At 63.5% G+C, this 22268-nt stretch carries 17 protein-coding genes; 5 read left to right on the forward strand and 12 right to left on the reverse strand.

Annotated elements, in window-relative coordinates; genetic code table 11:
- Positions 1–166: 166 nt before the first annotated feature.
- A complete protein-coding gene (dgcA, locus tag FIU28_RS18370; protein ID WP_143576267.1) occupies positions 167–1156 on the forward strand; it encodes an N-acetyl-D-Glu racemase DgcA in 990 nt (329 codons plus the stop codon).
- On the opposite strand, the gene FIU28_RS18375 is transcribed toward dgcA, so the two are convergent.
- Positions 1126–2340 (reverse strand): MFS transporter, encoded by a 1215-nt coding sequence (locus FIU28_RS18375; protein ID WP_143574629.1) that lies wholly within the window; start codon positions 2338–2340, stop codon positions 1126–1128. The two genes, dgcA and FIU28_RS18375, sit on opposite strands and share 31 nt — an antisense overlap.
- 74 nt (positions 2341–2414) lie before the next feature.
- Between FIU28_RS18375 and FIU28_RS18380 the strand changes: the two genes are divergently transcribed.
- Positions 2415–3710, forward strand: coding sequence for a hypothetical protein (locus tag FIU28_RS18380; RefSeq protein ID WP_143574630.1), 1296 nt, complete (start codon positions 2415–2417; stop codon positions 3708–3710).
- A gap of 29 nt (positions 3711–3739) precedes the next feature.
- On the opposite strand, the gene FIU28_RS18385 is transcribed toward FIU28_RS18380, so the two are convergent.
- The 3 genes from FIU28_RS18385 to FIU28_RS18395 all read right to left on the reverse strand — a co-directional run bounded on the left by FIU28_RS18385 (position 3740) and on the right by FIU28_RS18395 (position 8999).
- Positions 3740–4795 carry a SphA family protein gene (locus FIU28_RS18385; protein WP_143574631.1) on the reverse strand — a complete coding sequence of 352 codons (1056 nt, stop codon included), beginning with the start codon at positions 4793–4795 and terminating at the stop codon, positions 3740–3742.
- A gap of 135 nt (positions 4796–4930) precedes the next feature.
- Entirely contained in the window at positions 4931–6442 is a 1512-nt protein-coding gene (locus FIU28_RS18390) for a DUF1254 domain-containing protein (protein ID WP_246660727.1), read from the reverse strand.
- 85 nt (positions 6443–6527) lie between these two features.
- Positions 6528–8999 carry an arylsulfatase gene (locus FIU28_RS18395; protein ID WP_246660728.1) on the reverse strand — a complete coding sequence of 824 codons (2472 nt, stop codon included), beginning with the start codon at positions 8997–8999 and terminating at the stop codon, positions 6528–6530.
- Between the two features lie 649 nt (positions 9000–9648).
- On the opposite strand from FIU28_RS18395, the gene FIU28_RS18405 reads away from it, so the two are divergent.
- Positions 9649–12012, forward strand: coding sequence for a tetratricopeptide repeat protein (locus FIU28_RS18405; RefSeq protein ID WP_168202968.1), 2364 nt, complete (start codon positions 9649–9651; stop codon positions 12010–12012).
- A 152-nt stretch (positions 12013–12164) separates the two neighbouring features.
- Here the strand turns inward: FIU28_RS18405 and FIU28_RS18410 are convergent, their stop codons facing one another.
- The 5 genes from FIU28_RS18410 to thiD form a co-directional block, all read right to left on the reverse strand.
- Positions 12165–13166 carry a threonine ammonia-lyase gene (locus FIU28_RS18410; RefSeq protein WP_143574632.1) on the reverse strand — a complete coding sequence of 334 codons (1002 nt, stop codon included), beginning with the start codon at positions 13164–13166 and terminating at the stop codon, positions 12165–12167.
- A 31-nt stretch (positions 13167–13197) separates the two neighbouring features.
- Positions 13198–14247, reverse strand: coding sequence for a glycosyltransferase family 4 protein (locus FIU28_RS18415; RefSeq protein WP_143574633.1), 1050 nt, complete (start codon positions 14245–14247; stop codon positions 13198–13200).
- Positions 14247–15041, reverse strand: coding sequence for a UDP-2,3-diacylglucosamine diphosphatase (locus tag FIU28_RS18420; RefSeq protein WP_246661016.1), 795 nt, complete (start codon positions 15039–15041; stop codon positions 14247–14249). The genes FIU28_RS18415 and FIU28_RS18420 overlap by 1 nt, the downstream gene beginning before the upstream one ends.
- A gap of 54 nt (positions 15042–15095) precedes the next feature.
- Positions 15096–15749: a class I SAM-dependent methyltransferase gene (locus tag FIU28_RS18425; RefSeq protein WP_143574635.1), complete on the reverse strand. Its 654-nt coding sequence runs from the start codon at positions 15747–15749 to the stop codon at positions 15096–15098.
- A 203-nt stretch (positions 15750–15952) separates the two neighbouring features.
- Positions 15953–16753 (reverse strand): bifunctional hydroxymethylpyrimidine kinase/phosphomethylpyrimidine kinase, encoded by an 801-nt coding sequence (gene thiD, locus FIU28_RS18430; RefSeq protein WP_143574636.1) that lies wholly within the window; start codon positions 16751–16753, stop codon positions 15953–15955.
- 151 nt (positions 16754–16904) lie between these two features.
- On the opposite strand from thiD, the gene FIU28_RS18435 reads away from it, so the two are divergent.
- On the forward strand, positions 16905–17141 hold the full coding sequence (locus FIU28_RS18435; RefSeq protein WP_068735543.1) for an Lrp/AsnC ligand binding domain-containing protein: 237 nt from the start codon (positions 16905–16907) through the stop codon (positions 17139–17141).
- A gap of 166 nt (positions 17142–17307) precedes the next feature.
- On the opposite strand, the gene FIU28_RS18440 is transcribed toward FIU28_RS18435, so the two are convergent.
- Positions 17308–19665, reverse strand: coding sequence for a transketolase (locus tag FIU28_RS18440; protein ID WP_143574637.1), 2358 nt, complete (start codon positions 19663–19665; stop codon positions 17308–17310).
- Between the two features lie 136 nt (positions 19666–19801).
- Between FIU28_RS18440 and FIU28_RS18445 the strand changes: the two genes are divergently transcribed.
- The gene (locus tag FIU28_RS18445; RefSeq protein WP_143574638.1) at positions 19802–20263 is read left to right on the forward strand and encodes an Lrp/AsnC family transcriptional regulator; all 462 of its coding nucleotides are present in this window, start codon (positions 19802–19804) and stop codon (positions 20261–20263) included.
- Positions 20264–20288: 25 nt separating this feature from the next.
- Here FIU28_RS18445 and FIU28_RS18450 read toward each other — a convergent pair whose 3' ends face one another.
- Positions 20289–21233 carry a DMT family transporter gene (locus tag FIU28_RS18450; protein WP_441351238.1) on the reverse strand — a complete coding sequence of 315 codons (945 nt, stop codon included), beginning with the start codon at positions 21231–21233 and terminating at the stop codon, positions 20289–20291.
- A gap of 172 nt (positions 21234–21405) precedes the next feature.
- The gene (locus FIU28_RS18455) at positions 21406–22242 is read right to left on the reverse strand and encodes an aldo/keto reductase (RefSeq protein ID WP_143574639.1); all 837 of its coding nucleotides are present in this window, start codon (positions 22240–22242) and stop codon (positions 21406–21408) included.
- Between the last annotated feature and the right edge of the window lie 26 nt (positions 22243–22268).

Here is a 22268-nt window from a genome sequence, read left to right on the forward strand (position 1 = left end):
TCAAGCCGCTGGGGCCGGTTCCGCCCTGACAGACACGGATAATGCGTCCCAAACAAGTTCACGGCCGGTCCAGACATACCTATACGCAATGGATAGTTCTATTTTGTTAACGTTAAAGGTGATCCGATAGGGCTCCTTCGGAGACCACACCTTGCCTGGTATCGACATGCCGAACCTCACCCTTCTCACCGCCCGGATCGAACACTGGCCGATCGCCGGTGCCTTCACCATCAGCCGCGGCGCCAAGACCGAGGCGGTCACCGTGGTCGCCGAGATCCGCCGCGGCGATGTGACCGGGCGCGGCGAATGCGTGCCCTATGCGCGCTACGGCGAGACGCCGGAGGCGACGCTGGCCGCGATCCTGGCGATGCAGGACCGGTTCGGCGCCGGGCTGGACCGGCTGGCGATGCAGACCGTCATGCCAGCCGGCGCCGCCCGCAACGCGCTGGATTGCGCCTTGCTCGACCTCGAAGCCAAGACGGCCGGAAGGCGGATTTGGGACGTGCTGGGCCGGAACGAACCGCACCCCTGCACCTCCGCCTATACGATTTCGCTCGGCACCCCCGACGCGATGGCGGCGGCGACCGCCAAAGCGGCGTATCGCCCGCTGCTCAAGATCAAGCTCGGCAGCGACGATGATGCCGCCCGCATCAAGGCTGTGCGTCGCGAAGCGCACGAGAGCCAGCTGATCGTCGATGCCAACGAGGCCTGGACCCCGGAGAACCTCGAACGCAATCTCGCCGCCTGCGAGGAAGCCGGCGTCACGCTGGTCGAGCAGCCGCTGCCGGCCGGACAGGATGACGCACTCGCGCATGTTCGCCGGCCGATGGCGGTTTGCGCCGACGAAAGCGTGCATGAATTGTCGTCGCTGGCCGGGCTGCGCGGGCGCTACGATGCCATCAATATCAAGCTCGACAAGGCCGGCGGCCTGACCCAGGCGCTGTCGATGGCGGATGCGGCAGAAGCGCTGGGCTTCGAGATCATGGTCGGTTGCATGGTCGCGACCTCGCTGTCGATGGCGCCGGCCATGCTGCTGGCGCCGCAGGCGCGGTTCGTCGATCTCGACGGTCCGCTGCTACTCGCCGCCGACCGTGACGACGGGCTGCGCTACGAGGAAAGCACCGTCTATCCGCCCGACGCTGCACTCTGGGGCTGATCGCGGGCGACATAGGGCGCATCGGCGCGGTGCCGCCCGAACCACATCGCAGCGGCCCCCGCCAGCGCCAGCGCCGCCATCGCGTAATAGGCGCCCTGCCCGTAGCGCGCATAGATGAGGCCGGAGACGATCGCCGCCGAACTCATCACGATGCCCGTGCAGGCGGTGAGATAACCCTGCGCGGTGGCGGTGAAGTGGCCCGGCACATGCCGCACCAAGAGCCCCATGATGCCGACCTGGGTCAGCCCGAAGGTCAGGCCGTGCATCGCCTGAACGGCCGCGAGCACTGCGATGTCCGGCTGCTGCGCGGTGATCACCCAGCGGATCAGGCCGCACAGGCCGCCCAGCACCACCAGCAGCGGCGGGGCCCAAGTAAAGCGCGGCGAGGCCGCGAACACCACGATCTCGGCCAGCACACCGAGCGACCACAGGCCGGCGATGGTCAGTCCGCCTACCCCGGCGCTTTGCCAGGTGATCGAGGCGAAAGTGTAATAGGCAGCATGGCTGCCCTGGATCATCGCCGAGGCCGCCATGATGGTGAGAAAGCCACGTTCGCGCAGCAGCGACCTGGACGAGACCGCCGTTCGCGCCGGGCCGGGTGTCGAGACCGGCTCGAGCCGCAGACTGGCCAGCGCGCCCAGCATGGCCATGCCGGCGATGATCCAGATCAGATGTCTGGCCGCAATCACCTCGACCAGCAGGCCGCAGGCCAGCGCGCCGACCACGAAGGCCGCCGAGCCCCACAGACGCATCGGCCCGTAATCCAGGCCATAGCGCGCGACGCCCTTGAGCGCGTAGCCGTCGGTGAGCGGCACCAGCGGCGTCCAGGCGCAGGCGGTGAGCGCAAAGGCGATCAGGATCAGGATCGGCGTCTCGAGCAGGCCGACCACCGAAAAACCCAGCGCGGTGAGGAATGCCGTGCCGATCATGGCGCCGCGCAACGCGCGATGTCGCTCGGCCAGCCCGGTGATGAACGGCAGCACCGTAAAGCGGGTCACGGAGGGCACCGCGGTGATCAGCCCGATCCAGGACGGATCGATGCCGACTGCCTTCAACCAGACCGGAAAGAATGGCAGGTAAGTGCCGACGGAGCCGAACACCGCGCCGTAGAACAGTGCCAGCCGCGTGGCGAAGCGCCGGCCAGCCATTTGCGAAGCGATCGGGGGCGCGGATTCGGCTATCATCAGTCCATTGCGATTCGCTGGGGATCGTGGTGATCGTTACATATCGCGCAAAGTTCTGCGCCGCGAGTTGATCCATGGCCGAAGAAGCATTTGCCCTGTCGCCGATTTCCGCCCGACCCAACGTCCCGGGCGAGGCGGATTACGATGCGATCCGCGAGGCCTTCATGGAGACCGCGCGGGGCCGCTGGTTTCTCAATGAATACGCCAAGCGCAACCGCCACGCCGACACCGGCATGGTGCTCGAAGCCGTGGCCCGGATCGAGGCCGGCCTCAAGGCGCAGAAGCAGACGCCCGCCGGCCTCAGCCTGAGCCAGGCGCTGGGCAGCATCCGTTCCGCCCTGCGCCAGGCCAAGGCCACCGCGATCGAGTCGCTGCCGCGCCATGACATCGACGACACGCTGACGGCCGCCCGCAACGGCGCGCGCATCGTGCGCGAGATCGCCTGGACGCTGCGCGAATGCGGCGCCGATGTGCGGATCTGCGATCTGCTGGACACCCAGGTTACGGCGATCGAGGCCGGCCAGCCAAATGCCGGCGACGACGGCCGCGAAGCGGTGCTGGCGAGCTACGACGTCTTGATGCAGACGATCGAACAGCTCGCTGACGGCCGCACGACGGCCGCGGGCGCAGAAGCCGATACCCCACCCGCCGCCGAGATGCCGACGCCGGAAGAAGCGCGGGCCTCGGTCACCCCGCTGTTCAAGGCGCCGGCGCCCGATCTTGTCGCCGAAGCCGCGGAGCTGCCGGAGTCTGTCGTCGAGCAGGCGGCCATGCCCGAGCCGGCGGTCGAGCGGATGATCGCGCCGGCCGTTGAAATGGCCCCGGCCGCCATCGCACCGATCGCGGAATCGACGGCCGAGCTAGCCGTGAGCATCGCCGAAACGTCGCGGGCAGAACTGGCCGGTGAAAGTGCCGTCGCCGAAGCCGAGACGGCGTTGGAGACGGCGCTCGAAGCCGATGCCTATGATCTCGCGGTGCTCGACCGGGTAGCGATGGAAATGGCCGTGCAGGACCCGAGCGAGCCGGAAACCTCGGAGCTCGATACGCTCGAGCCGGAGATGGATGCTCCGGAGATCGACGAGTTGCAGATCGACGAGCCGGAAATTGCGCCCCCCACAGCCGTTGCCGCCAGACTGCCGGCCGTCATGCCGACACCAATCCCCGCAATCGTATCCTTGGCGCCGGCGCCCGAACCGATCCCGGAGCCCGCGCCTCAGCCAAAGCCTCAGGCCGAGCCTGCCTATCATCCCTCGCTGGGTGCGGCGCTGATCGCCAGTGGCGTGATCTCCAACCCCAACGCGCCGGCCGCCGATCCGCTGGCCGCGATCCGCCGCATGAGCCAGTCCGAAAAGATCGCGTTCTTTTCATAGTCGGTCGGAAGTGCACGGGCTGCGGTGGACTACTTCCGCACCAGATGTTTGGTCGGCGTCACTGTGGTGGCGGGGACGGCCTCCGAGATCGCGAACGTCAGCCAGGTGTTCCAGCCGGATGGCCGGTTTTCGGCGGCAAACTCGCCATATCCTTTCAGTCCGAGAAACGCTTGATTACTTGCGATCGGGAAAATATAGCCGACTTGCGGGCCGACACCGAAAACCCGGGAGCGGAAGCTGCCGAGAATGGCCGGCTGTCCTGAGTCGTCCGTAATCTGCTGATAGGCGTAGCCGACGAGGCCGACGAAGACCTGCTTCGACAAAAATTGCGACGCTCCCCAGTCGAAATGGAAATCGACGCCGCTCTGGTACTGCGTATCCGGGTTCTTGAAGTTGTAGGTCAAGCCGCCGACGCCGGAAAACTCGATCCCGGTTGCGGGATTGAAGTAGGTGTAACCTCCGCCGAGGTCGAGCGCACCGTGACCGAGACCGATATTGGAGAGACGGCCGGGACTGTAGTCTCCGACCGGTATGCCGCCAGCAGCGTAGGCCATATAGTTGTGAACGCCGTTATTCCATTTCAGCTTCAGGGTCGGAAAGAGGTCTCCATAGGATGTGAGATCGTCTTCCAGAAATCCATTTCGCGTGGTCACGATGGGGCCAACGGCAGACGTCAGGGTACCCGAGAGACTGGCAGCGTTCCTGCCGTAGACGCTGGCGAGCGTTGCCGACAACTGGCCGCCGAGAATCGGGGTCGCGAAGGTGTAGGTCGGCGCAAGGAGCACGAGGTCGGCCTGAGCGCCCAATGCCACATTCAGATTGATATTGACGTTCGGCGAAAGCCGTCCGGCCTGGAATTGCCGCGACGCCGCAGTGGCGCCCGATGCATCCAGGCTCGCATGGTAGTAGATCGCGCCTATGGACCATCCTGGCGTCGTCGGTGTTGCAGCAAGGCTGCCGTACAGCCCCGGCAACCAGAACGAAATGCCGTTCTCGTCGGCGACAGACATTTTCGGAGCAAGCAAGGCAAGTGCGGCGGCAACAGCGCCAATCAGCCGTGGCCAGCTAAGAAGGTCGCGTTTCATGGTTATCGCCTTTCAGATTTAACGGTCTTAGCTAATCCCTTTGGTACACAATCAACTGCTTTCAGACTCTGTGCGATCAATCGGATCGGCCTCTGCTTCAGCGCCACCTTTTAACCCTTGTCAGCGAAGACGAAGCTACTTCTGCAACTCAATTTCTCCGGGCCGCCAGGTCTTGTCGAACCACGGCTGTGTCGGCCCATAGAGGCGCAGAAGGGTATTCCAGCTCGTTCCAGGGGCCGTCTGCACCCAGTTCTTTTCCAGTCCCGCGGGAGCCGTCGGGCCGAAGAAGACGTCAACCGAACTGTCGGCGTTCACCTTGAGGCCTTCGGTCTGGCTGCCGACTGTCGGGAATTGCTGGTCGATCTGGATCATCGACCGGGTCTGGTTGTCGTAGAGGATCACCGACCAAAAGTTCTTGATCGGAATGTTCGGCGGCAAATGCAACTTGTACGACTTGCCGCCATCAAGCGCATCGCCCTTCGAATCGACGAACGCCGCCATGTATTGCGATCCTTCACCAACGGTTCTTGAATCCATCGCTGGTGTGACCCCTGTGGCGTAAAAGAAAAAGCCCGAGTAGCCGTTCAATTGGCGGGCACCTTTTTCCGCGAACTTATAGCCGCCAATGAAGCCAAGCCGCCAATTGCTCTTGCTGTCAGGGTAATAATAGCCGTCTGGCCCGCGCCACTTGTACATGATGGTGCGCGCTGTAGCGTCGCCAACGACTGCGGCTTCCGTCAGCATTTTCTTCATGCGGTCATCGGGCGCAAACGGCTTGCCTTTCGCAATACCGATTGACGCCCAGAATCCGAGCGTCGTCGCATCGACGCTGTCAGTTGGCTCGTCCTGCACGACCTTGTTGAGAAGCTCCCAGAACCGATAGTCCGCGGGTCCGACCATGTTGAACGGCTTGCCGGACATATCGATGAAAGTCAGCTTTGGCGGATTGGCCGCCTGCTTGAGCGGGTAAATCTTCGTGAATTTCTTGACGGCCTCTACACCCGGCTTCGGATCGCCATTCACCAGGAAAGTCCGCCATGCCGTCCAGACGCTGAACGAGTTTGGACGAATGATGAAGTAGCCTTTCGGCACCTCACCCTTGTAGCCCGGCGGCAGGAAGAGATATTTCCCACCTGCTCCGCGATCCGGACCGGTGAGGCCGATGTCACCATTCCAGTTATACCAAATGTCATCAGCCAGCCCGAGCACCTTGGGGGGCGCTTCGACGACAACAGGCCCGTCACGAAGGTTCAGCCAGAACCAGGTATAGGGTGTGTTGTTGTTGGCAGTGAGTTCAGTGGTACGAGAGTCGACCAGCTTCTCCCAGATCGGCACAGTCCTGTTGGCGGGGCCGAGCTGCAGAATGTTGTCGCGGTTGGCGACCTGATTCACCACGGGAAGCGCGAGCAGATAGGCCTGGACAGCTCGCTGGAAGTCGAGATTTTCGTATAGCTTGTCGACGGTCGCCGCGTCAGGGAAGCCGCCGAAGAAACTCAGAGTCCCAAGGCGGGTTTCCACTTTGTCGGGAATAGCGACGCCTGGAGGGACCGGCGTTTGCATCTTGTACTGCTGGCCATGTACAGGAAATCCGGAGAGCGCCATCAACGATAGTACGGAGAATGTCAGTCCAATCGATTTCATCGCCATCCTGCCTTTCAAACGCCAGCCAACTCCCAATTCTAAAAGGTATGCGCGGCGCCAAGAATCCGGTCAGGGCACGCTGCGCGTCTCATCAATCGGACAACCCCTTCTTCAAGACGGCTTCCTTTCCGGCCCGCACGGCTTCTTCCCCATCGGCCTTTTTCATTTCCTTCAACTCGATCGTCACCTGGCTGATCTTGCCGGTGAATTTGAAAGGCACCTTGTAGGCTTCGGTGACCGGCGTGCCTTCATCGGCGCCAACATCGGCGCCTTCATCGGCGGAGAATCCACAGCATTGGGTACGTTCGATACGTCCGGTGGCGACACGCTTGCCGTTGACAAACAGCGAACCGATCCCGCCTTTACCGATGCCGCCGCCGTCATAGGCAAACTCAAAGCGGATCGTGGCTTTCCCTGCAGGCAACGCCTGCTTGGCTGCTACCGTAAATCGCTGCAAACCGAGGAAATTGTAAGTGTATGTCGGCTTGCCGTCCTTGATATAAAGGCTCCAGCCGCCGAACCGGCCGGCCTGCGCAAGGATGGCCCCGCTAGCTCCTGCCTTCGGAATTTCCACATCGGCGGTGATCGTGTGCGAGCGGTTCTTCGTATTCATGAAGACATTCTCGGACATTCCGAGCATGCCGTCGTGCACCGTCAGCGAGGTGCGGCCGGCCATCAGGTCGGGCCGTCCGACAAGAGCCGGATTAAGACGCTCCAAGGTTCTATCGTCGAGCGGCAGCACCGAATACTTGACCGCTTCTTTCAGAAAGAGCTCCTGAAGCTCCTTGAGCTTGTCGGGATTCCTGGCGGCCAGATCGTTCGCAAGGCTGAAGTCCGACCGCGTGTCGTACAATTCCCAGACATCTTGCTCGAGCGGCCTGCGATTCTTGGTTTCCCACGCCGCCCGGTGGATTGTGCCGGCGAGCCAACCATCGCTGTAGATGGCGCGATTGCCGAAAATCTCGAAATACTGGGTAGTGTGCGTGCTCGGTTCCCTGGCGTTGGCAAAGCTATAGGCCATGCTCACGCCTTCAATCGGCGTTTGCACCGTTCCGTTCACGCTCTTCGGCTCCGGCAGCTTCGCGGCTTCGAGGATGGTCGGTACAATGTCTATGACATGATGCCATTGCGACCGCACCTCACCCTTCGCCGCGATTCCCTTCGGCCAATGAACCACCATGCCGTTGCGGGTCCCGCCGTAGCTTGAGGCGATCTGTTTGGTCCATGTGAAGGGCGTGTCACCAGCGACCGCCCATCCGGCCGCGTAATGGCTGTAGGTCATCGGGCTGCCGAGTTCATCGTAGTGCTTGAGGATGTCTTGGACCGTCTCCTGTACACCGTTGAAATAGGTCATCTCGTTGAACAACCCGTTCATGCCGCCTTCCGCACTCGCGCCGTTGTCGCCGAGGATGTAGAACACCAGCGTGTTATCGAGTTGCCCAGTCGCCTGGATGGCATTGACCAGCCGTCCGATTTCGGTATCGGCATATTCGGCAAAGCCGGCGAACACTTCCATCTGGCGCGCGAAGAGTTTTTTCTCGTCAGGGCTTAACGTCACCCAATCCTTGATGGCTTCGGGTTTGGGAGCGAGCTTGGTACCAGCCGGAACCACGCCGAGACGTATCTGACGGGCCAACGTTTCCTCGCGGAGTTTGTCCCAGCCCTGGTCGAATTTTCCCTTGTACTTGGTGATCCATTCCCTCGGCACGTGGTGGGGGGCATGGGTAGCGCCGGGCGCAAAGTACATGAAGAACGGCTTATCGGGTGTCAGCGACTTCTGGTACTGCATCCAGTCGATCGCCTTGTTTGTCATGTCAGTCATGAAGTTGTACTTGGGATCTTTCGACGGCTCGACCTGGGTCATTCCGTCATAGATCAGCGGCGCCCATTGGTTGGTCTCGCCGCCCATGAATCCGTAAAACTTGTCGAAGCCCTGACGGGTGGGCCACCGGTCGGTCGGGCCGGATGGGCTTACTTCCCATGCCGCGGTTTCGTGGTTTTTTCCGAAATGAGCGGTGCTGTAGCCATTGAGCCTCAACATCTCTGCAACAGTGGCTACGCTGTTCGGGCGCTGCCCGGTCTGTCCCGGAAAGGTCGTCGCAGTTTCGGCAATCGATCCAAAATTGTTCATGTGATGGTTACGGCCGCTCAGCAGCGCCGATCGGGTCGGCGAACAGAGCGCCGTGGTATGAAACTCGTTGTAGCGAAGACCCTCACCAGCCAGACGATCTACCGTCGGCATGCTGATCGGACCGCCGAAAGCACTGGATTGCCCAAAGCCCATATCGTCGATCAGAACGATGAGAACGTTGGGCGCTGCTGCAGGTGGCTTTACTTCGAACCGGGGCGGCGGCGTTGCATTTCGGGCGTCGAACTCAGTGGAGTGCGGATACTGCGGCTCCGGAATCGGGAGCACGGTTCGATCGGTCGGATACACGACACTTGGAGATTTTGTTTGCTGCGCATTCGCAGGAATTCCCAATGGCGCGAGCAAGGGCAGCGCGACGATAGACGTGATAAAAATACGTCTCATATCAGCGACCTCCAGAATGTAGATAAACAAAAAGTTTTTTCGCAATATGCAGTAATAGTATGCGCATTCGCGCGTCTCGTCAGTTCGGCAACGGACACACTGACCGGAATCAGCAATCAGCGACGGCCAATGCGATTGACGGGACCGCCGCGATTCATCGGCGTTCGCCGCACCGCAACGCCGGGAGTGACGACAGCGCGCGCCACCGGTCGCGGCCCTAGCACGACGCCGGGTCTCACAATGCATCCGACGGGGTATGCAACGTACTGGCAATATACTACTGCATGCGCGTCTACCGTGCTCGCTGCTACAAATCCCGTGACGACCACAGTCGTTAGAAATGCCGAAAATGCGACTGATAGCTTCATCTTGGGTACCTCCAGTTTCATTTTTTCTCAAACTGCTACGATCCGAACGACCTAACATTGACGTGTGTCAACGATCCGGCGCGAGCGCTCTGCGCCGATGCTTGACTTGAAGCCGAGTTAGCCGATGATACGGACGATCTTCGTGGGAACGGCTTGGTCATAGCCTTCCGTTCTCAGCGCTAGGCGGTGTCGTGGCACGCAGAAAACGCAGATCAGTCTCTAAATCTGGATCGGAGAGAGGGCCGTCTGGAGAGCCGTCGCCGGTGGTATTGGCGTCAGCGCGAGCTCCAGTGAACTCAGATGGCGAGTTGATGCCGAAGCGCGCGATATGGACTGCGGTGACAGTCATTGCGGCGGTTGGGTTCGCCTTCTGCGCTGTTCTCTATTTCCTCGGCGGCAGCGAATGGGCCTTGAACCGAAAAGAGTCTTCGGTCGCGACCTTCGTCGGGAGTGAGACATGCGCTGGCTGTCACCAGGGGGAGGCCAAGCTGTGGAATGCATCGCAACATAAGGCGGCGATGCAACATGCGACCGACGCTACTGTGCTCGGAAATTTCAACGATGTAAGCTTCGACCACTACGGAATTCGCTCGCGCTTCTTTCGCAAGGACAACAAATTCCTGGTCGAGACCGACGGCCCCGATGGCAAGCTTGCCATCTTCGAGGCGAAATACACCTTTGGCGTCGATCCGCTGCAGCAATATCTTGTTGAATTCCCTGACGGTCGCATTCAGGCGCTTCCGATCGCTTGGGACAGTCGGTCCAAGGACAGCGGTGGACAACGCTGGTTGCACCTGTCTCCGGCCGAGGAAATCAAGCACGACGATGTTCTGCATTGGACCAGGCTGAACCAGAACTGGAATTTCATGTGCGCGGAATGTCACTCGACCGGCCTGCGCAAGAATTACGATGCCCGGACGGACCGCTTTGCCACGACGTGGGCGGAGATCAGCGTGGGTTGCGAGGCCTGTCATGGGCAGGGCTCGCGCCACGCCGCCTGGGCGCGCGAGCAAAGCAGCCGGTGGGTATTTCGCCAGCGCCAGGACCCTAGCAAGGGACTGCTGGTTCGTTTTGACGAGCGATCCGGCATCACTTGGCCAATCGATCACCGGACCGGAAACGCACGGCGCTCCGCGGAGCCGGCGACGCTCCGCAAGGAAGTCGAGACCTGTGGCCTCTGTCACGCCCGGCGGGCCGGGTCTCATGAGGACTGGATACCCGGTGAATGGCTCTCGCAAACCCACGTGGTTGAGCCGCTCGCGCGCGGCACCTATCATGCCGACGGGCAGATCCGCGACATCGAGGAGCCGTATAATTATACGCCGTTCAAGCAAGGCAAGATGTTTGCTGCCGGCGTCACCTGCAGCGACTGCCACGATCCGCACAGCGCAAAGCTTCGGCTGTCGGGCGAGGCTGTCTGTCTGCAATGTCACGCGCCCGACAAATATTCCGACTTGAAACATCGCCGTCACGCCGCGGGCGACGCGGCGCCGACTTGCATTTCCTGCCACATGCCGGTCCGAACATACATGGTGGTCGATACCAGACACGATCACAGCTTCAGGGTCCCTCGCCCCGATCTTTCGGTCACGCTGGGAACGCCGAACGCCTGCAACGACTGCCACCGTGACAAGTCACCGCAATGGTCGGCTGCTGCCGTCGAACGATGGTTCGGGCCAGACCGCAAGGGATTCCAGGCTTTTGGTGCGGCATTTCACGCCGCCCGCAGCGACCAGGCCGACGCCGCCGCGCTGCTCTCGGTGTTGGCGGCAGATCGCCAGGCGCCGGCCGTGGCGCGCTCCAGCGCACTCGACGAACTGGCCTCGCGCGCTACACCGAAGACCGTCGCGACGGCCCGCACGGCGCTCGTCGATCCCGATCCAATGGTGCGGATCAGCGCCCTTAACATGCTGCAAAACTTGCCCGGTGAGCCGGTCTGGTCGCTTGTGGCACCGCTGTTGTCAGATCCCGTCCGGGGCGTTCGCATCAGAGCGGTTTCTTTGCTCGCGGGCGTCGCTTCCGCAAGCCAGCCTCCACCGGATCGTGCAGGCTTTGATAAGGCCGCGGCCGAATTCATCGCCGATCAGCGCGCCAACGCGATGAGACCGGAAGCCCGGACCACGCTCGGGGATTTTCTTGTGCGGCGGGCCAGGATGCAGGAAGCCGAGGACGAATACAGGGCTGCCCTCAGGCTCAGTCCGCTCCATACCACGGCGGCGATCAACCTCGCAGATCTCTATCGGCAACGCGGCCGGGACGGTGAAGGCGAAATAGTCCTGAACACGGCGCTCGCGGTCTCACCGCGCGACGCAGCCCTCCACCATGCGCTGGGCCTGGTACTGACACGACTGAAACGGCCCGAAAGTGCGCTCGACGAGTTGCGTCAAGCCAGGGAACTCGAGCCGAACCAGCCGCGCTATGGCTACGTCTATGCCGTCGCGCTGCATTCCGCTGGCCGTTATGAGGAAGCGATGACCGTCTTGAAGGAAGCGCTGCGCAACCATCCGACCGATCGCGAGGTCCTTCAGGCCCTCGTCTCGTTCAGCCGCAACGCCGGGGATGCAGCTGCGGCGCTCGGCTACGCGGAACAACTCGCGACGGTCGGGCCACCCGACCCGAATCTAGCTAATCTGATTGAGGGACTTCGCCGAGCTATCCCGCTTAGCAAACCATAAGAGACCGCAATAACTCTGGCCGGCTGTCTCAAGAAGTCGATGCAGGGCTGTCTCTGCCCGCACGTCCGTTGCGGGGCAATCGCAGCACTTCCCCCTGCGCAACTCCGTCCATGTCGGCCGTGCTGCCTAACGGCGAAATTAGATCCAGAAGATCAATTGCCTGGCCAATTCGCGTTGATCACATTCGCATACAGATCCGCATCGACATTGCCGCCGGATAATACGATCACCGCGACCTTGCCGCGAGCATCGATCTTGCCGGTCATCAAGGCCGCCAGCGCCACCGCGCCGCCGGGCTCGACCACCAGCTTGAGATCGCGGAACGCGAAGGCCATCGCCTTGGCAACTTCTTCATCCGTCGCACTGACGCCGCCGGCAAGCAGCTGGCTGTTGACTGCAAACGTCAATTCGCCGGGCATCATGGCCATCAGCGCGTCGCAGAACGTCTTGCCATCATTGGGATGCGCCACGCGCTGGCCGGCACGCAGCGACAGCGTGTGGTCGTCGAAGCCGGCCGGCTCCGCAACAATGATCGACGTCTCCGGAAACTTCGCCTTCACCGATAGGGCAATGCCGGCGATCAGCCCGCCACCCGATGCTTGCGCCGAGACGATATCCGGCGCCACGCCCAAGACCGCCAGGTCTTCGGCGATCTCGCGGCCGACGGTGCCCTGCCCGGCCATCACAAACAGATCGTCATAGGGCGGCACCAGCGTCGCGCCGCGCTTGCCAGCGATCGCGCTGGCGATGGCTTCGCGGTCCTCGGTATAGCGATCGTACAACACGACCTCGGCGCCATAGCCGCGGGTTCGTTCGCGCTTGGAGGCGGGCGAATCGGCGGGCATCACGATGGTCGCCTGCATGCCCAGGATCTGCGCCGCCGCGGCGACGCCCTGCGCGTGGTTGCCAGACGAGAACGCCACCACGCCGCCGCCGCGCGCGGCCTGCGGGATCGAGGCCAGCTTGTTAAAGGCGCCGCGAAACTTGAACGAGCCGGTCCGCTGCAGCACTTCGGGCTTGATGAAGATGCGCCCGCCGGTCAGCGCATCGAGCGCAGGCGAGGTCAGCAACGGCGTCCGCACCGCATAGGGCGCAATCACCTCGGCTGCGGCATCGATATCGGCGACGGAGATCGGCATTGGGGCATGTGTCATGCCGCTTTGTATCGCGCGCCGTCGCAGGCGATCAAGTCGCGATCGCGGGATGCTCCGGCGACGGTTTGGCATTTCCGCCCGGCTCGGCGCGGACCCGGCTGATATTGCCGATGAAGGCCCGGGCCGAGGCCTCCCAGGTGTGAGAAGCGGCAAACCGCAGGCAGGCCTGCGGCAGCAATTGCAAGGCGCCGAGGCAGGCCTCCCGCAGGTCGTCGCTGAGGACGCCGACCGGGGCGGCGCCGATCACGTCGCGCGGTCCCGTCACCGGGAATGCCGCGACCGGCACGCCGCTCGCCAATGCTTCGAGCAGCACCAGCCCGAAGGTGTCGGTCTTGCTGGGAAACACGAAGACGTCGGCGCCGGCATAGGCCGCGGCCAGCGCCTCGCCCTGCAGCGCGCCGAGGAAGATCGCCTTGGGATATTTTGCTTCCAGCATGGCTCGCGCCGGGCCGTCGCCGACAACAACCTTGCTGCCCGGCAGATCGAGGTCGAGGAAGGCTTCGAGATTCTTCTCGACGGCGACGCGGCCGACCGACAGGAAGATCGGCTTCGGAAATCCGAGATCGACCGGGCGGGGATGGAACAGCGTGGCATCGACGCCGCGCGACCACAGCACGACGTTGCGAAAGCCGCGGCCGCGCAACTCGTTGGCCAGCGCCGGCGTCGCGGCCATTACCGCGGAACTGGCGCCATGGAAGCGACGCAACCCCGCCCAGATCCAGGATTCCGGGATCGGCAGCCGCGCCGAAATATATTCCGGAAAGCGGGTGTGGAAACTCGTGGTGAAGGGAATGCGGCGGCGCCGGCAATAGGCCCGCACGGCAAATCCAATCGGGCCTTCGGTGGCGATGTGAATGTTGTCGGGCCGAGCCTCCTCGATCAGCCGCGCAATCTTGCGACGTCCCGGAAAGGCGACGCGCAAATCGGCGTAGCTCGGCAGCGCGAAGGTACGAAACGATTTTGGCGTCAGAAAACTCACTTCGACGCCGAGGCCCTTCGCGGCTTCCGCCATCATCGTCAACGTCCGCACGACGCCGTTGACTTGCGGGTGCCAGGCGTCGGTGGCGACGAGGACGCGCATCACGCCGCCCTGGTGGCGACCGCACGCACCGGCACGGCGCGCCGCAGCGGATCGGTCCAGGTGATGATCTCGAAGCGGCCGTCTTCATGCTCGGCAAGCGCGGTGCAGCTCTCGACCCAGTCGCCGCAATTCATATAGCGGACGCCGTGATTGTCGCGGATGGCGGCGGTGTGGATGTGGCCGCAGATCACGCCGTCGGCGCCCTGCCGGCGGGCTTCCGTCGCCAGCGTCTCCTCGAACGCGCCGATGAAGTTGACGGCGTTCTTGACCTTCAGCTTGGCCCATTGCGACAGCGACCAGTAGGGAACGCCGAACCAGCGCCGGAAGGCGTTGACCAGCCGGTTCATCTGGATCGCGAAATCATAGGCCTTGTCGCCGAGATGGGCGAGCCAGCGTGCATTCTGCACCACGAGATCGAAGATATCGCCGTGGATCACCAGATAGCGCTTGCCGTCGACGCCGGTGTGAATCGCGGTCTCGACCACGTCGATGCCGCCGAAATGGGTGCCGTAGTAATTGCGCAGGAATTCGTCGTGATTGCCGGGCACATAGATGATCTTGGCGCCCTTGCGGGCCTTGCGCAGCATCTTCTGCACGAAGTCATTATGCGATTGCGGCCAGTGCCAGCCGGACTTCAGCGCCCAGCCATCGACGATGTCGCCAACGAGATAGATGGTGTCGGCGTCGTGGGTGCGCAGAAAATCCAGTAGCCGGTCGGCCTGCGATCCCCGTGCGCCCAGATGGACGTCGGAGATAAACAAGGTGCGAAAGCGTCGTTCGTTGCCTTCACTCATCACGTCTGTTTCCATAAAGAGCGACTAGCGGAGTCTCATGACATCATGGTGACGCTAGGCCGCTTGTTCCTCGCGTTCGAACGTTACCAGGGTGTAGATGCCGAACGGCGCCAGTCTGCGCCGCTCGACCAGGATGGATTGCGAGGTGGCCTGCGACCACGCCTGCAGCCGCGCGAAGGGAAATTCCGGGCGCAGCCCCATCGCGCGGGTCTTTACCGCCGCCCAGCGCTCGACCGCGGCGGCCAGGCCGGTCTCGGAATACAGATGGTTGACCAGAATGATGCGACCGCCCGGCTTCACCACGCGATGGCACTCCGACAGCACCTGCTCGGGATTTTCCACCAGCGTGATGACGAATTGGGCGACGACGCATTCGAACGTCGCGTCAGCGAATTCCATCGCATGCGCATCCATCTGCTGCACCGAGCGGACCCACGGATAGCGCCCGCTGGCCATTTTGGCACGGGCCTTGTCGAGCATCGGCGCGCTGAGGTCGATGCCGGTGATTTCGGTCGTGGCATCGTAGTCGTCGAACGACAGGCCGGTGCCGACGCCGACCTCGAGGATCTTGCCGCCGACGCTGCGAGCCGCCGCAGCCGCCGCGCGACGGCCCTTCAGCATCACCGGACCGCACACCGCATCATAGATCGGCGCCCACTTCGCATAGGCGTTCGCGACTACCGACGTATCTAGATCCAGCGTCGTCATGCGCCCATCCGTTCAGCGGGTCCGGGAGAATCGGACACCTCGTTGGCTGACCGGGTGGTATCAAGCGAGTGCGACAAAGCGACGACAGGATGTCGCAGCGCACCTTCGTAGCCCGGATGGAGCGCAGCGAAATCCGGGGTCGACAGTCCGGTAGAAGCGCTTTCCCCGGATGTCGCTCCGCTCATCCGGGCTACAAAAGAGCGCTAATAATACTTGTGAAAATGGTGCACCGGCCCGTGGCCGTGCCCGACCGTGAAGCGATCCGCGGCCTCGATCGCCGCGCTGACATAGGCCTTGCCGAACCGCACCGCGCGCTCCAGCGACTTCCCCTTCGCCAGCGCCGCAGCGATGGCCGAGGACAGCGAGCATCCGGTGCCGTGGGTGTTTCGCGTCTCGACGCGCGGCGCCGGCAGCGCCAGCGTGGCATCGGATGTGACGAAATAATCGATGCTCTGCGCACCCGTGCCGTGGCCACCCTTGATCAGCACCGCCTTGCAACCGAGCGTCAGCAGCCGCCTTCCCTGCGCCTCGATCTCCGTCTCGCTCACCGCGATCGCCGCGTCGAGCAAAGCGGCGGCCTCCGGCAGATTGGGCGTGATGAGATCGGCGAGCGGAATGAGCTGTGCGCGCAGCGCCTCGACGGCCTCGGGCGCCAGCAGGCGATCGCCGGAGGTGGCGACCATCACTGGATCGAGCACCACATGCTTCGGCGTCCAGCGCACGATCCCGGCGGCGATCGCAGCGATCACGTCATGCTGCGACACCATGCCGATCTTGACGGCGCCGACCTCGAGATCACCGAACACCGCATCGATCTGCTCGGTGACGAACCCCGCCGGCACCGGGAACACGCCGGTGACGCCGCGTGTATTCTGCGCCGTCAGCGCCGTGATCGCCGAGGCGCCATAGACGCCGCAGGCGGCAAAGGTCTTTAGATCGGCCTGAATGCCGGCGCCGCCCGAGGAATCCGAACCGGCAATCGTCAATGCTACGGGCGTGGGCATGGAAACTCGCTTGAAAGCCGGCGGATACCGCCTGATCCATGAGTCCTAGCCCGGCGAGCCCGGAGCGGCAACCGGGCGCCGCCGCGGCTTGCCACGGCCCCCCGTTTTGGGCTTGATGGCGGCGAAATCGAATACGTTGCGGAGAATCCCGATGGTCCCCTTCTTTGTCCAGTTCAAGTGCAAGCTTGGCCAGTCCTACGCCGTCGCCAATGCGCTGGCCGAAGCCGAGATCGCCTCGGAGATTTACTCGACGGCCGGGCATTACGATCTGCTGGTGAAATTCTACGTCGATAACGCCACCGACATCGGCCATTTCGTCAACGAAAAGGTGCAGACCATCCCGGGCATCCAGGACACCCACACGATCATCACGTTCAAGGCGTTCTGAGACGGTCTCTTCACCTCTCCCCGCCGGGGAGAGGTCGGCGCGAAGCGCCGGGTGAGGGGGCGCCGCGCCATCGATAGTCCGTAACCCCTCACCCGGATGTCTTCGCTACGCTCCGCCATCCGACCTCTCCCTATGGGAGAGGTGCGCTGAGCATCAGCCGTCTCGCCTACACCGCCATCTTCCGGTGCAGCACCGGAACGCCGCTGAGGCCTTCGGCCGCATCGATGATCGCATTGGCGTCGATGCCGTGGTGGCGGTAGAGATCGCCGATGGTGCCGGTCTGGCCGAAGCTCTCGACCCCCAGCGCTTCGAGCCGGTGGCCGCCGACGCTGCCGAGCCAGCCCAGCGTCGCCGGATGGCCATCGATCACGCTGACGATGCCGCAATCGCGCGGCAGCGGCGCCAGCAGTTTCTCGATATGGCTGAGATGCGATTTGTCGCGCCGGCCGCGGCGGATTTTTCGCGCGGCCGTCCAGCCGGCCTGCAGCCGGTCGGCCGAGGTGATCGCCAGCAGGCCGATGTCGCGGTGGCTGTCGCCGAGCAGGCCCGTGGCCTCGATCGCCTCCGGTGCCACCGCGCCGGTATAGGCAATCACCAGATCGCAATTGGCGCCAGGCTTGCGCAGCCAGTAAGCGCCGTCGGTGATGCCCTGCTGCAATTCCGGCGTCATCATCCGCTGCGGCTGCTCGATCGTCCGCGTCGACAGCCGCAAATAGACCGCGCCGCCGTCATCCGCCTGCATATGCGCAAAGCCCCAGCCCATGATCACCGCCAACTCATCGACAAAGGCCGGCTCGAACGCGGCCAGCCCATCCTGCGCGAGGCCGATCAGCGGCGTGACGATCGACTGGTGCGCGCCGCCTTCCGGCGCCAGCGTCACGCCGGACGGCGTCGCCGCCACCATGAAGCGGGCGTCCTGATAACAGGCGTAGTTGAGCTGATCGAGCGCGCGGCTGATGAACGGATCGTACAAGGTCGCGATCGGCAGCAGCCTGACGCCGTTGATCGACGACGACAAGCCCAATGCCGACATCAGCAGGAACAGGTTGCTCTCGGCGATGCCGAGTTCGAGATGCTGGCCCTTCGGCGAAAAATCCCAGTTGAAAGTCGAGGGGATCTTTTCGCTGCGGAACAGGTCGGCCTTCTCCGCGCGCGCAAACAGCCCGCGGCGATTGACCCAGGCACCGAGATTGGTCGAGACGGTGACGTCCGGCGACGCCGTGACGATGCGCGACGCCAACTCCGTGTCGCCGCGCGCCAGTTCATGCAGCACCAGGCCGAAGCCCTGCTGCGTCGACATCGACGGCGCCGGCTTGAAGGCGAGCTGCGCGGGCACCTCGATCGCCGGCGCGTTCAGGCGGCGCTTGCCCTGCTGGATGAACGGCACGTCTTTCAGGAACGCGTCGAGCAGGCTCGCATCCTGAGTCAGCCCCTCATATTTGTCCCACTCATGCCCGGGCCGGATGTGCTGCGTCTCGCGCCACTTCTCCATCTGGGTCGGCGTCATCAGGCCGGCATGGTTGTCCTTGTGGCCCTGGAACGGAAGGCCGACGCCCTTGATGGTGTAGGCGATGAAGCACACCGGGCGGTCATGATCGATCGCCTCGAAGGCCTCCACCATGCTGGCCATGTCGTGGCCGCCGAGATTGGACATCAGCGCCAATAACTCCTCATCGGAGCGCGCCTCGATCAGCCGTGACACTGGACCCTGATCGCCGATCTCGTCACTGAGGCGCTTGCGAAATGCGGCGCCGCCCTGAAAACACAAGGCCGCATACATCTGGTTCGGACAGTTATCGATCCAATGGCGCAGCGCCTCGCCGCCGGGCTCCGCGAACGCCGTCTGCATCAGCCGGCCGTATTTCACGATCACCACGTCCCAACCGAAATTGCGGAACATGGATTCGAATTTTTCCCACAGCCCCTCGCGGACCACGGCATCCAGACTCTGGCGGTTGTAGTCGACGATCCACCAGGTGTTGCGCAGGCCATGTTTCCAGCCTTCCAGCAGCGCCTCGAAGATATTGCCCTCGTCCATCTCGGCATCGCCGACCAATGCGATCATGCGGCCTTCGCGGCGGTCCTTCAGCCAGCCATGCGCGCTGACGTAGTCCTGCACCAATGACGAGAACAGCGTCTGCGCCACGCCGAGCCCGACCGAGCCGGTGGAGAAGTCGACGTCGTCGATGTCCTTGGTGCGCGACGGATAGCTTTGCGCGCCCTTGAAGCCGCGGAAACTCTCCAGCTTGTCCCGCGTCTGGTGATCGAACAGATACTGGATGGCATGGAACACCGGCGAGGCGTGCGGCTTCACCGCGACGCGGTCTTCTGGCTTGAGCACCGCGAAGTACAGCGCCGACATGATCGTCGCCAGGGACGCGGACGAGGCCTGATGGCCGCCGACCTTGAGGCCATCGGCGTTGGGGCGGATGTGGTTGGCGTTGTGAATGGTCCAGGACGACAGCCACAGCACCTTGCGCGCCAGCGCGGTCAGGGTCTGCAGCCGGCGGGGCTCGATCGGCATGGCGCTCTCGCTTGGTGGGTGTTGTTGCTGCCAGTCTAGCAGCGCGCCCGCGCGAAACTTCTCAATTATCGGCGACAAGTGGCAGTAAATTGGGATAAACTGGGCGCCACAACCCTCAATCTCGGGAATTCTTTCCATGACTTCGCTCGACGCCATCGACCGCAAGATTCTCGGGGTGTTGCAGGCCGATGGCCGGACCACCATGCAGGACCTTGCCGAACAGGTCGGGCTGTCGGTCTCGCCCTGCCACCGCCGGGTCAAGCTGCTCGAGCAGCGCGGCGTGATCAGCCGCTACATGGCGCTGGTCGACCAGAAGTCGCTGGGCCTTCACGTCAGCGTGTTCATCTCGATCAAGCTGGTGCGGCAGAAGGAAGAAGACCTCGAGCGTTTCGCCAGGGCGATTTCGGGCTGGGAGGAAGTGCTGGAGTGTTACCTGATGACCGGCAACCGCGACTATTTGCTGCGCGTGGTCGCCGCCGACCTGGCGTCCTACGAGACCTTCCTGAAGACCAGGCTGACGCGGCTCGACGGCATCGCCTCGATCGAATCCAGCTTCGCGCTCAGTCAGGTGAAGTACACGATCGCCCTGCCGGTCTGAGTGCGGGGCTTCGGGGGACGGCCGGCTACGCGCCTGGATAGGGCTCCGCCGGCATCGCGATGGCGGCGCGGCGGACGCGTTCGCGGTGCGCGGTATAGACGCCGCTGGAGATGATGATCGCCGCACCGCCCAGCGTCCACAGGTCCGGTAGCTCGCCGAAGATCAGGAAGCCAAGGATGGAGACCCACAGCAGCTGGCTGTAGGAGAACGGCGCCAGCACCGAGGCGTCGGCATAGCGGAAGGCGCGCACCACGATCCAGTGGCCGATGGTCGACGACACGCCGATCGCGCAACCGATGCCGAGTTCGCGCCAGCCCGGATTGACCCAGACCAGCGGCACGAACACCGACAGGATCAGGAAACCGACCAATGCCGCGAAGGCCATCGTGGTGACGGCGCTGTCATGTCCGGTAATGCGCCGCGTCAGCACCAGCGCACCGGCCCATCCCAGCGCCGACAGGATCGGCAGGATCGCCGTCGTCTGGAATGCCGCGCTGCCCGGACGCACGATCACCAGCACGCCGATCAGCCCGACAATGGTCGCCGCCCAGCGCCGCGGCCCGACCTTCTCGCCGAGAAAGACGATCGACAGGCCGGTGACGAAGATCGGCGCGACGAAGGCCGTGGCGGTGGCTTCGGCGATCGGCAGCGCGCCGAGCGCGAGGATGAAGAAGATGGAGGACGACAGCATCGCTACGCCGCGTAGCACCTGGAACACCGGCCGCGTCGAGCGCATCGCGCCCGGCGTGACCAGCACGACCGGCAGCATGATCAGCACGAAGACCGTGAAGCGCAGCCAAGCGATCTCGATCGCCGGCAGATCGCGCGACAAATATTTCGCCATGGCGTCCGATGACGCCAGGAAGATGGTCGAGCCCATCACCATCGCGATACCGCGGAACGGCCGATCGGCGTGGCCCTTCACCCCGGCGCGGACAACGGACTTTGGCGGCGGAACATGGGTGGTCACGGGAAACCAATCGTGGGCTGCGGGCTCGCCGCACAGCGCCAGCCCGAATCAGATGCCAGAGCACCAGACGACGATCCCGGTTTCGCGACAACTGCCGATATCAGGCAGCTAATATGCACCCGGCTGCCCATTCGCGGTTACCGCCGCCCCGCAACAGACCAACCGGCGGCCATCACAGCATCGGCAGGCTCGACGGCTCGCGACCGAGCGGAAAGGCTTTGTCAATCTCGGCCTGTTCTCCGGCACTGAGCTGCAGTTCGCCAGCCGCGGCATTATCGGCGGCATGCGCGGCCGAGGAGGCTTTCGGGATCGCGAATAGCGCAGGTTGCCGCGTCAGGAACGCCAGCGCGACCTGGCGCGGCGTTGCCTGATGCGCGGCAGCGATGCTGGCCAGCACTTGTCCCGCCGGCGAACGCGGGCTCGGGAACTCATTGTGACCGAACGGCGAATAGGCGACGACGGCCACACCATGCTGTTCGCACCATGGAATGACGCGGTGCTCGATGGCGCGTTCCTGCAGGTGATACAGCACCTGGTTGCAGGCGATCGCGCCCTTGTCCGCGACCTTTGCCACGGCGGCAAGATCGTCGGCGTCGAAATTGCTGACGCCCCAAGAGCGGATCTTGCCGGCGGCTTTCAGTTCCTCGAAGGCGGCGACCGTCTCGGCGAGCGGCGTCTGGCCTCGCCAGTGCAGCAAATAGCAATCGAGGTGGTCGGTGCCAAGACGTTGCAGCGAACGCTCGCACGCCTGGATCGTACCGCGCTTAGAAGCGTTGCTTGGCAGCACCTTGGAAACCAGGAACACGTCGTCGCGCCGGCCCTGGATGGCATCGGCCACGACCAGTTCGGCGTCGTCATACATCTCGGCGGTATCGATATGGGTCATGCCGAGGTCGAGGCCGTGACGCAACGCCGCCGTCGCGGCGGCGAGATCGCCGCGGTCGATGTACCAGGTGCCCTGCCCGATGACGGAGACGTTGGGGCCGTTGCCGAATTTCTGCTGCCGCACGCACGCCTCCGCTGCACCGTGCGTCC

It is taken from the genome of Tardiphaga sp. vice154, assembly GCF_007018645.1.
Classification (GTDB): Bacteria; Pseudomonadota; Alphaproteobacteria; order Rhizobiales; family Xanthobacteraceae; genus Tardiphaga.

Excerpts from the sequence above, each read along its gene's own strand:
- dgcA (WP_143576267.1), top strand. The coding sequence starts at position 167 with ATGCCGAACCTCACCCTTCTCACCGCCCGGATCGAACACTGGCCGATC.
- FIU28_RS18375 (WP_143574629.1), bottom strand. The coding sequence starts at position 2,340 with ATGATAGCCGAATCCGCGCCCCCGATCGCTTCGCAAATGGCTGGCCGG.
- FIU28_RS18380 (WP_143574630.1), top strand. The coding sequence starts at position 2,415 with ATGGCCGAAGAAGCATTTGCCCTGTCGCCGATTTCCGCCCGACCCAAC.
- FIU28_RS18385 (WP_143574631.1), bottom strand. The coding sequence starts at position 4,795 with ATGAAACGCGACCTTCTTAGCTGGCCACGGCTGATTGGCGCTGTTGCC.
- FIU28_RS18390 (WP_246660727.1), bottom strand. The coding sequence starts at position 6,442 with ATGGCGATGAAATCGATTGGACTGACATTCTCCGTACTATCGTTGATG.
- FIU28_RS18405 (WP_168202968.1), top strand. The coding sequence starts at position 9,649 with ATGCCGAAGCGCGCGATATGGACTGCGGTGACAGTCATTGCGGCGGTT.
- FIU28_RS18410 (WP_143574632.1), bottom strand. The coding sequence starts at position 13,166 with ATGACACATGCCCCAATGCCGATCTCCGTCGCCGATATCGATGCCGCA.
- FIU28_RS18415 (WP_143574633.1), bottom strand. The coding sequence starts at position 14,247 with ATGCGCGTCCTCGTCGCCACCGACGCCTGGCACCCGCAAGTCAACGGC.
- FIU28_RS18420 (WP_246661016.1), bottom strand. The coding sequence starts at position 15,041 with ATGAGTGAAGGCAACGAACGACGCTTTCGCACCTTGTTTATCTCCGAC.
- FIU28_RS18425 (WP_143574635.1), bottom strand. The coding sequence starts at position 15,749 with ATGACGACGCTGGATCTAGATACGTCGGTAGTCGCGAACGCCTATGCG.
- thiD (WP_143574636.1), bottom strand. The coding sequence starts at position 16,753 with ATGCCCACGCCCGTAGCATTGACGATTGCCGGTTCGGATTCCTCGGGC.
- FIU28_RS18435 (WP_068735543.1), top strand. The coding sequence starts at position 16,905 with ATGGTCCCCTTCTTTGTCCAGTTCAAGTGCAAGCTTGGCCAGTCCTAC.
- FIU28_RS18440 (WP_143574637.1), bottom strand. The coding sequence starts at position 19,665 with ATGCCGATCGAGCCCCGCCGGCTGCAGACCCTGACCGCGCTGGCGCGC.
- FIU28_RS18445 (WP_143574638.1), top strand. The coding sequence starts at position 19,802 with ATGACTTCGCTCGACGCCATCGACCGCAAGATTCTCGGGGTGTTGCAG.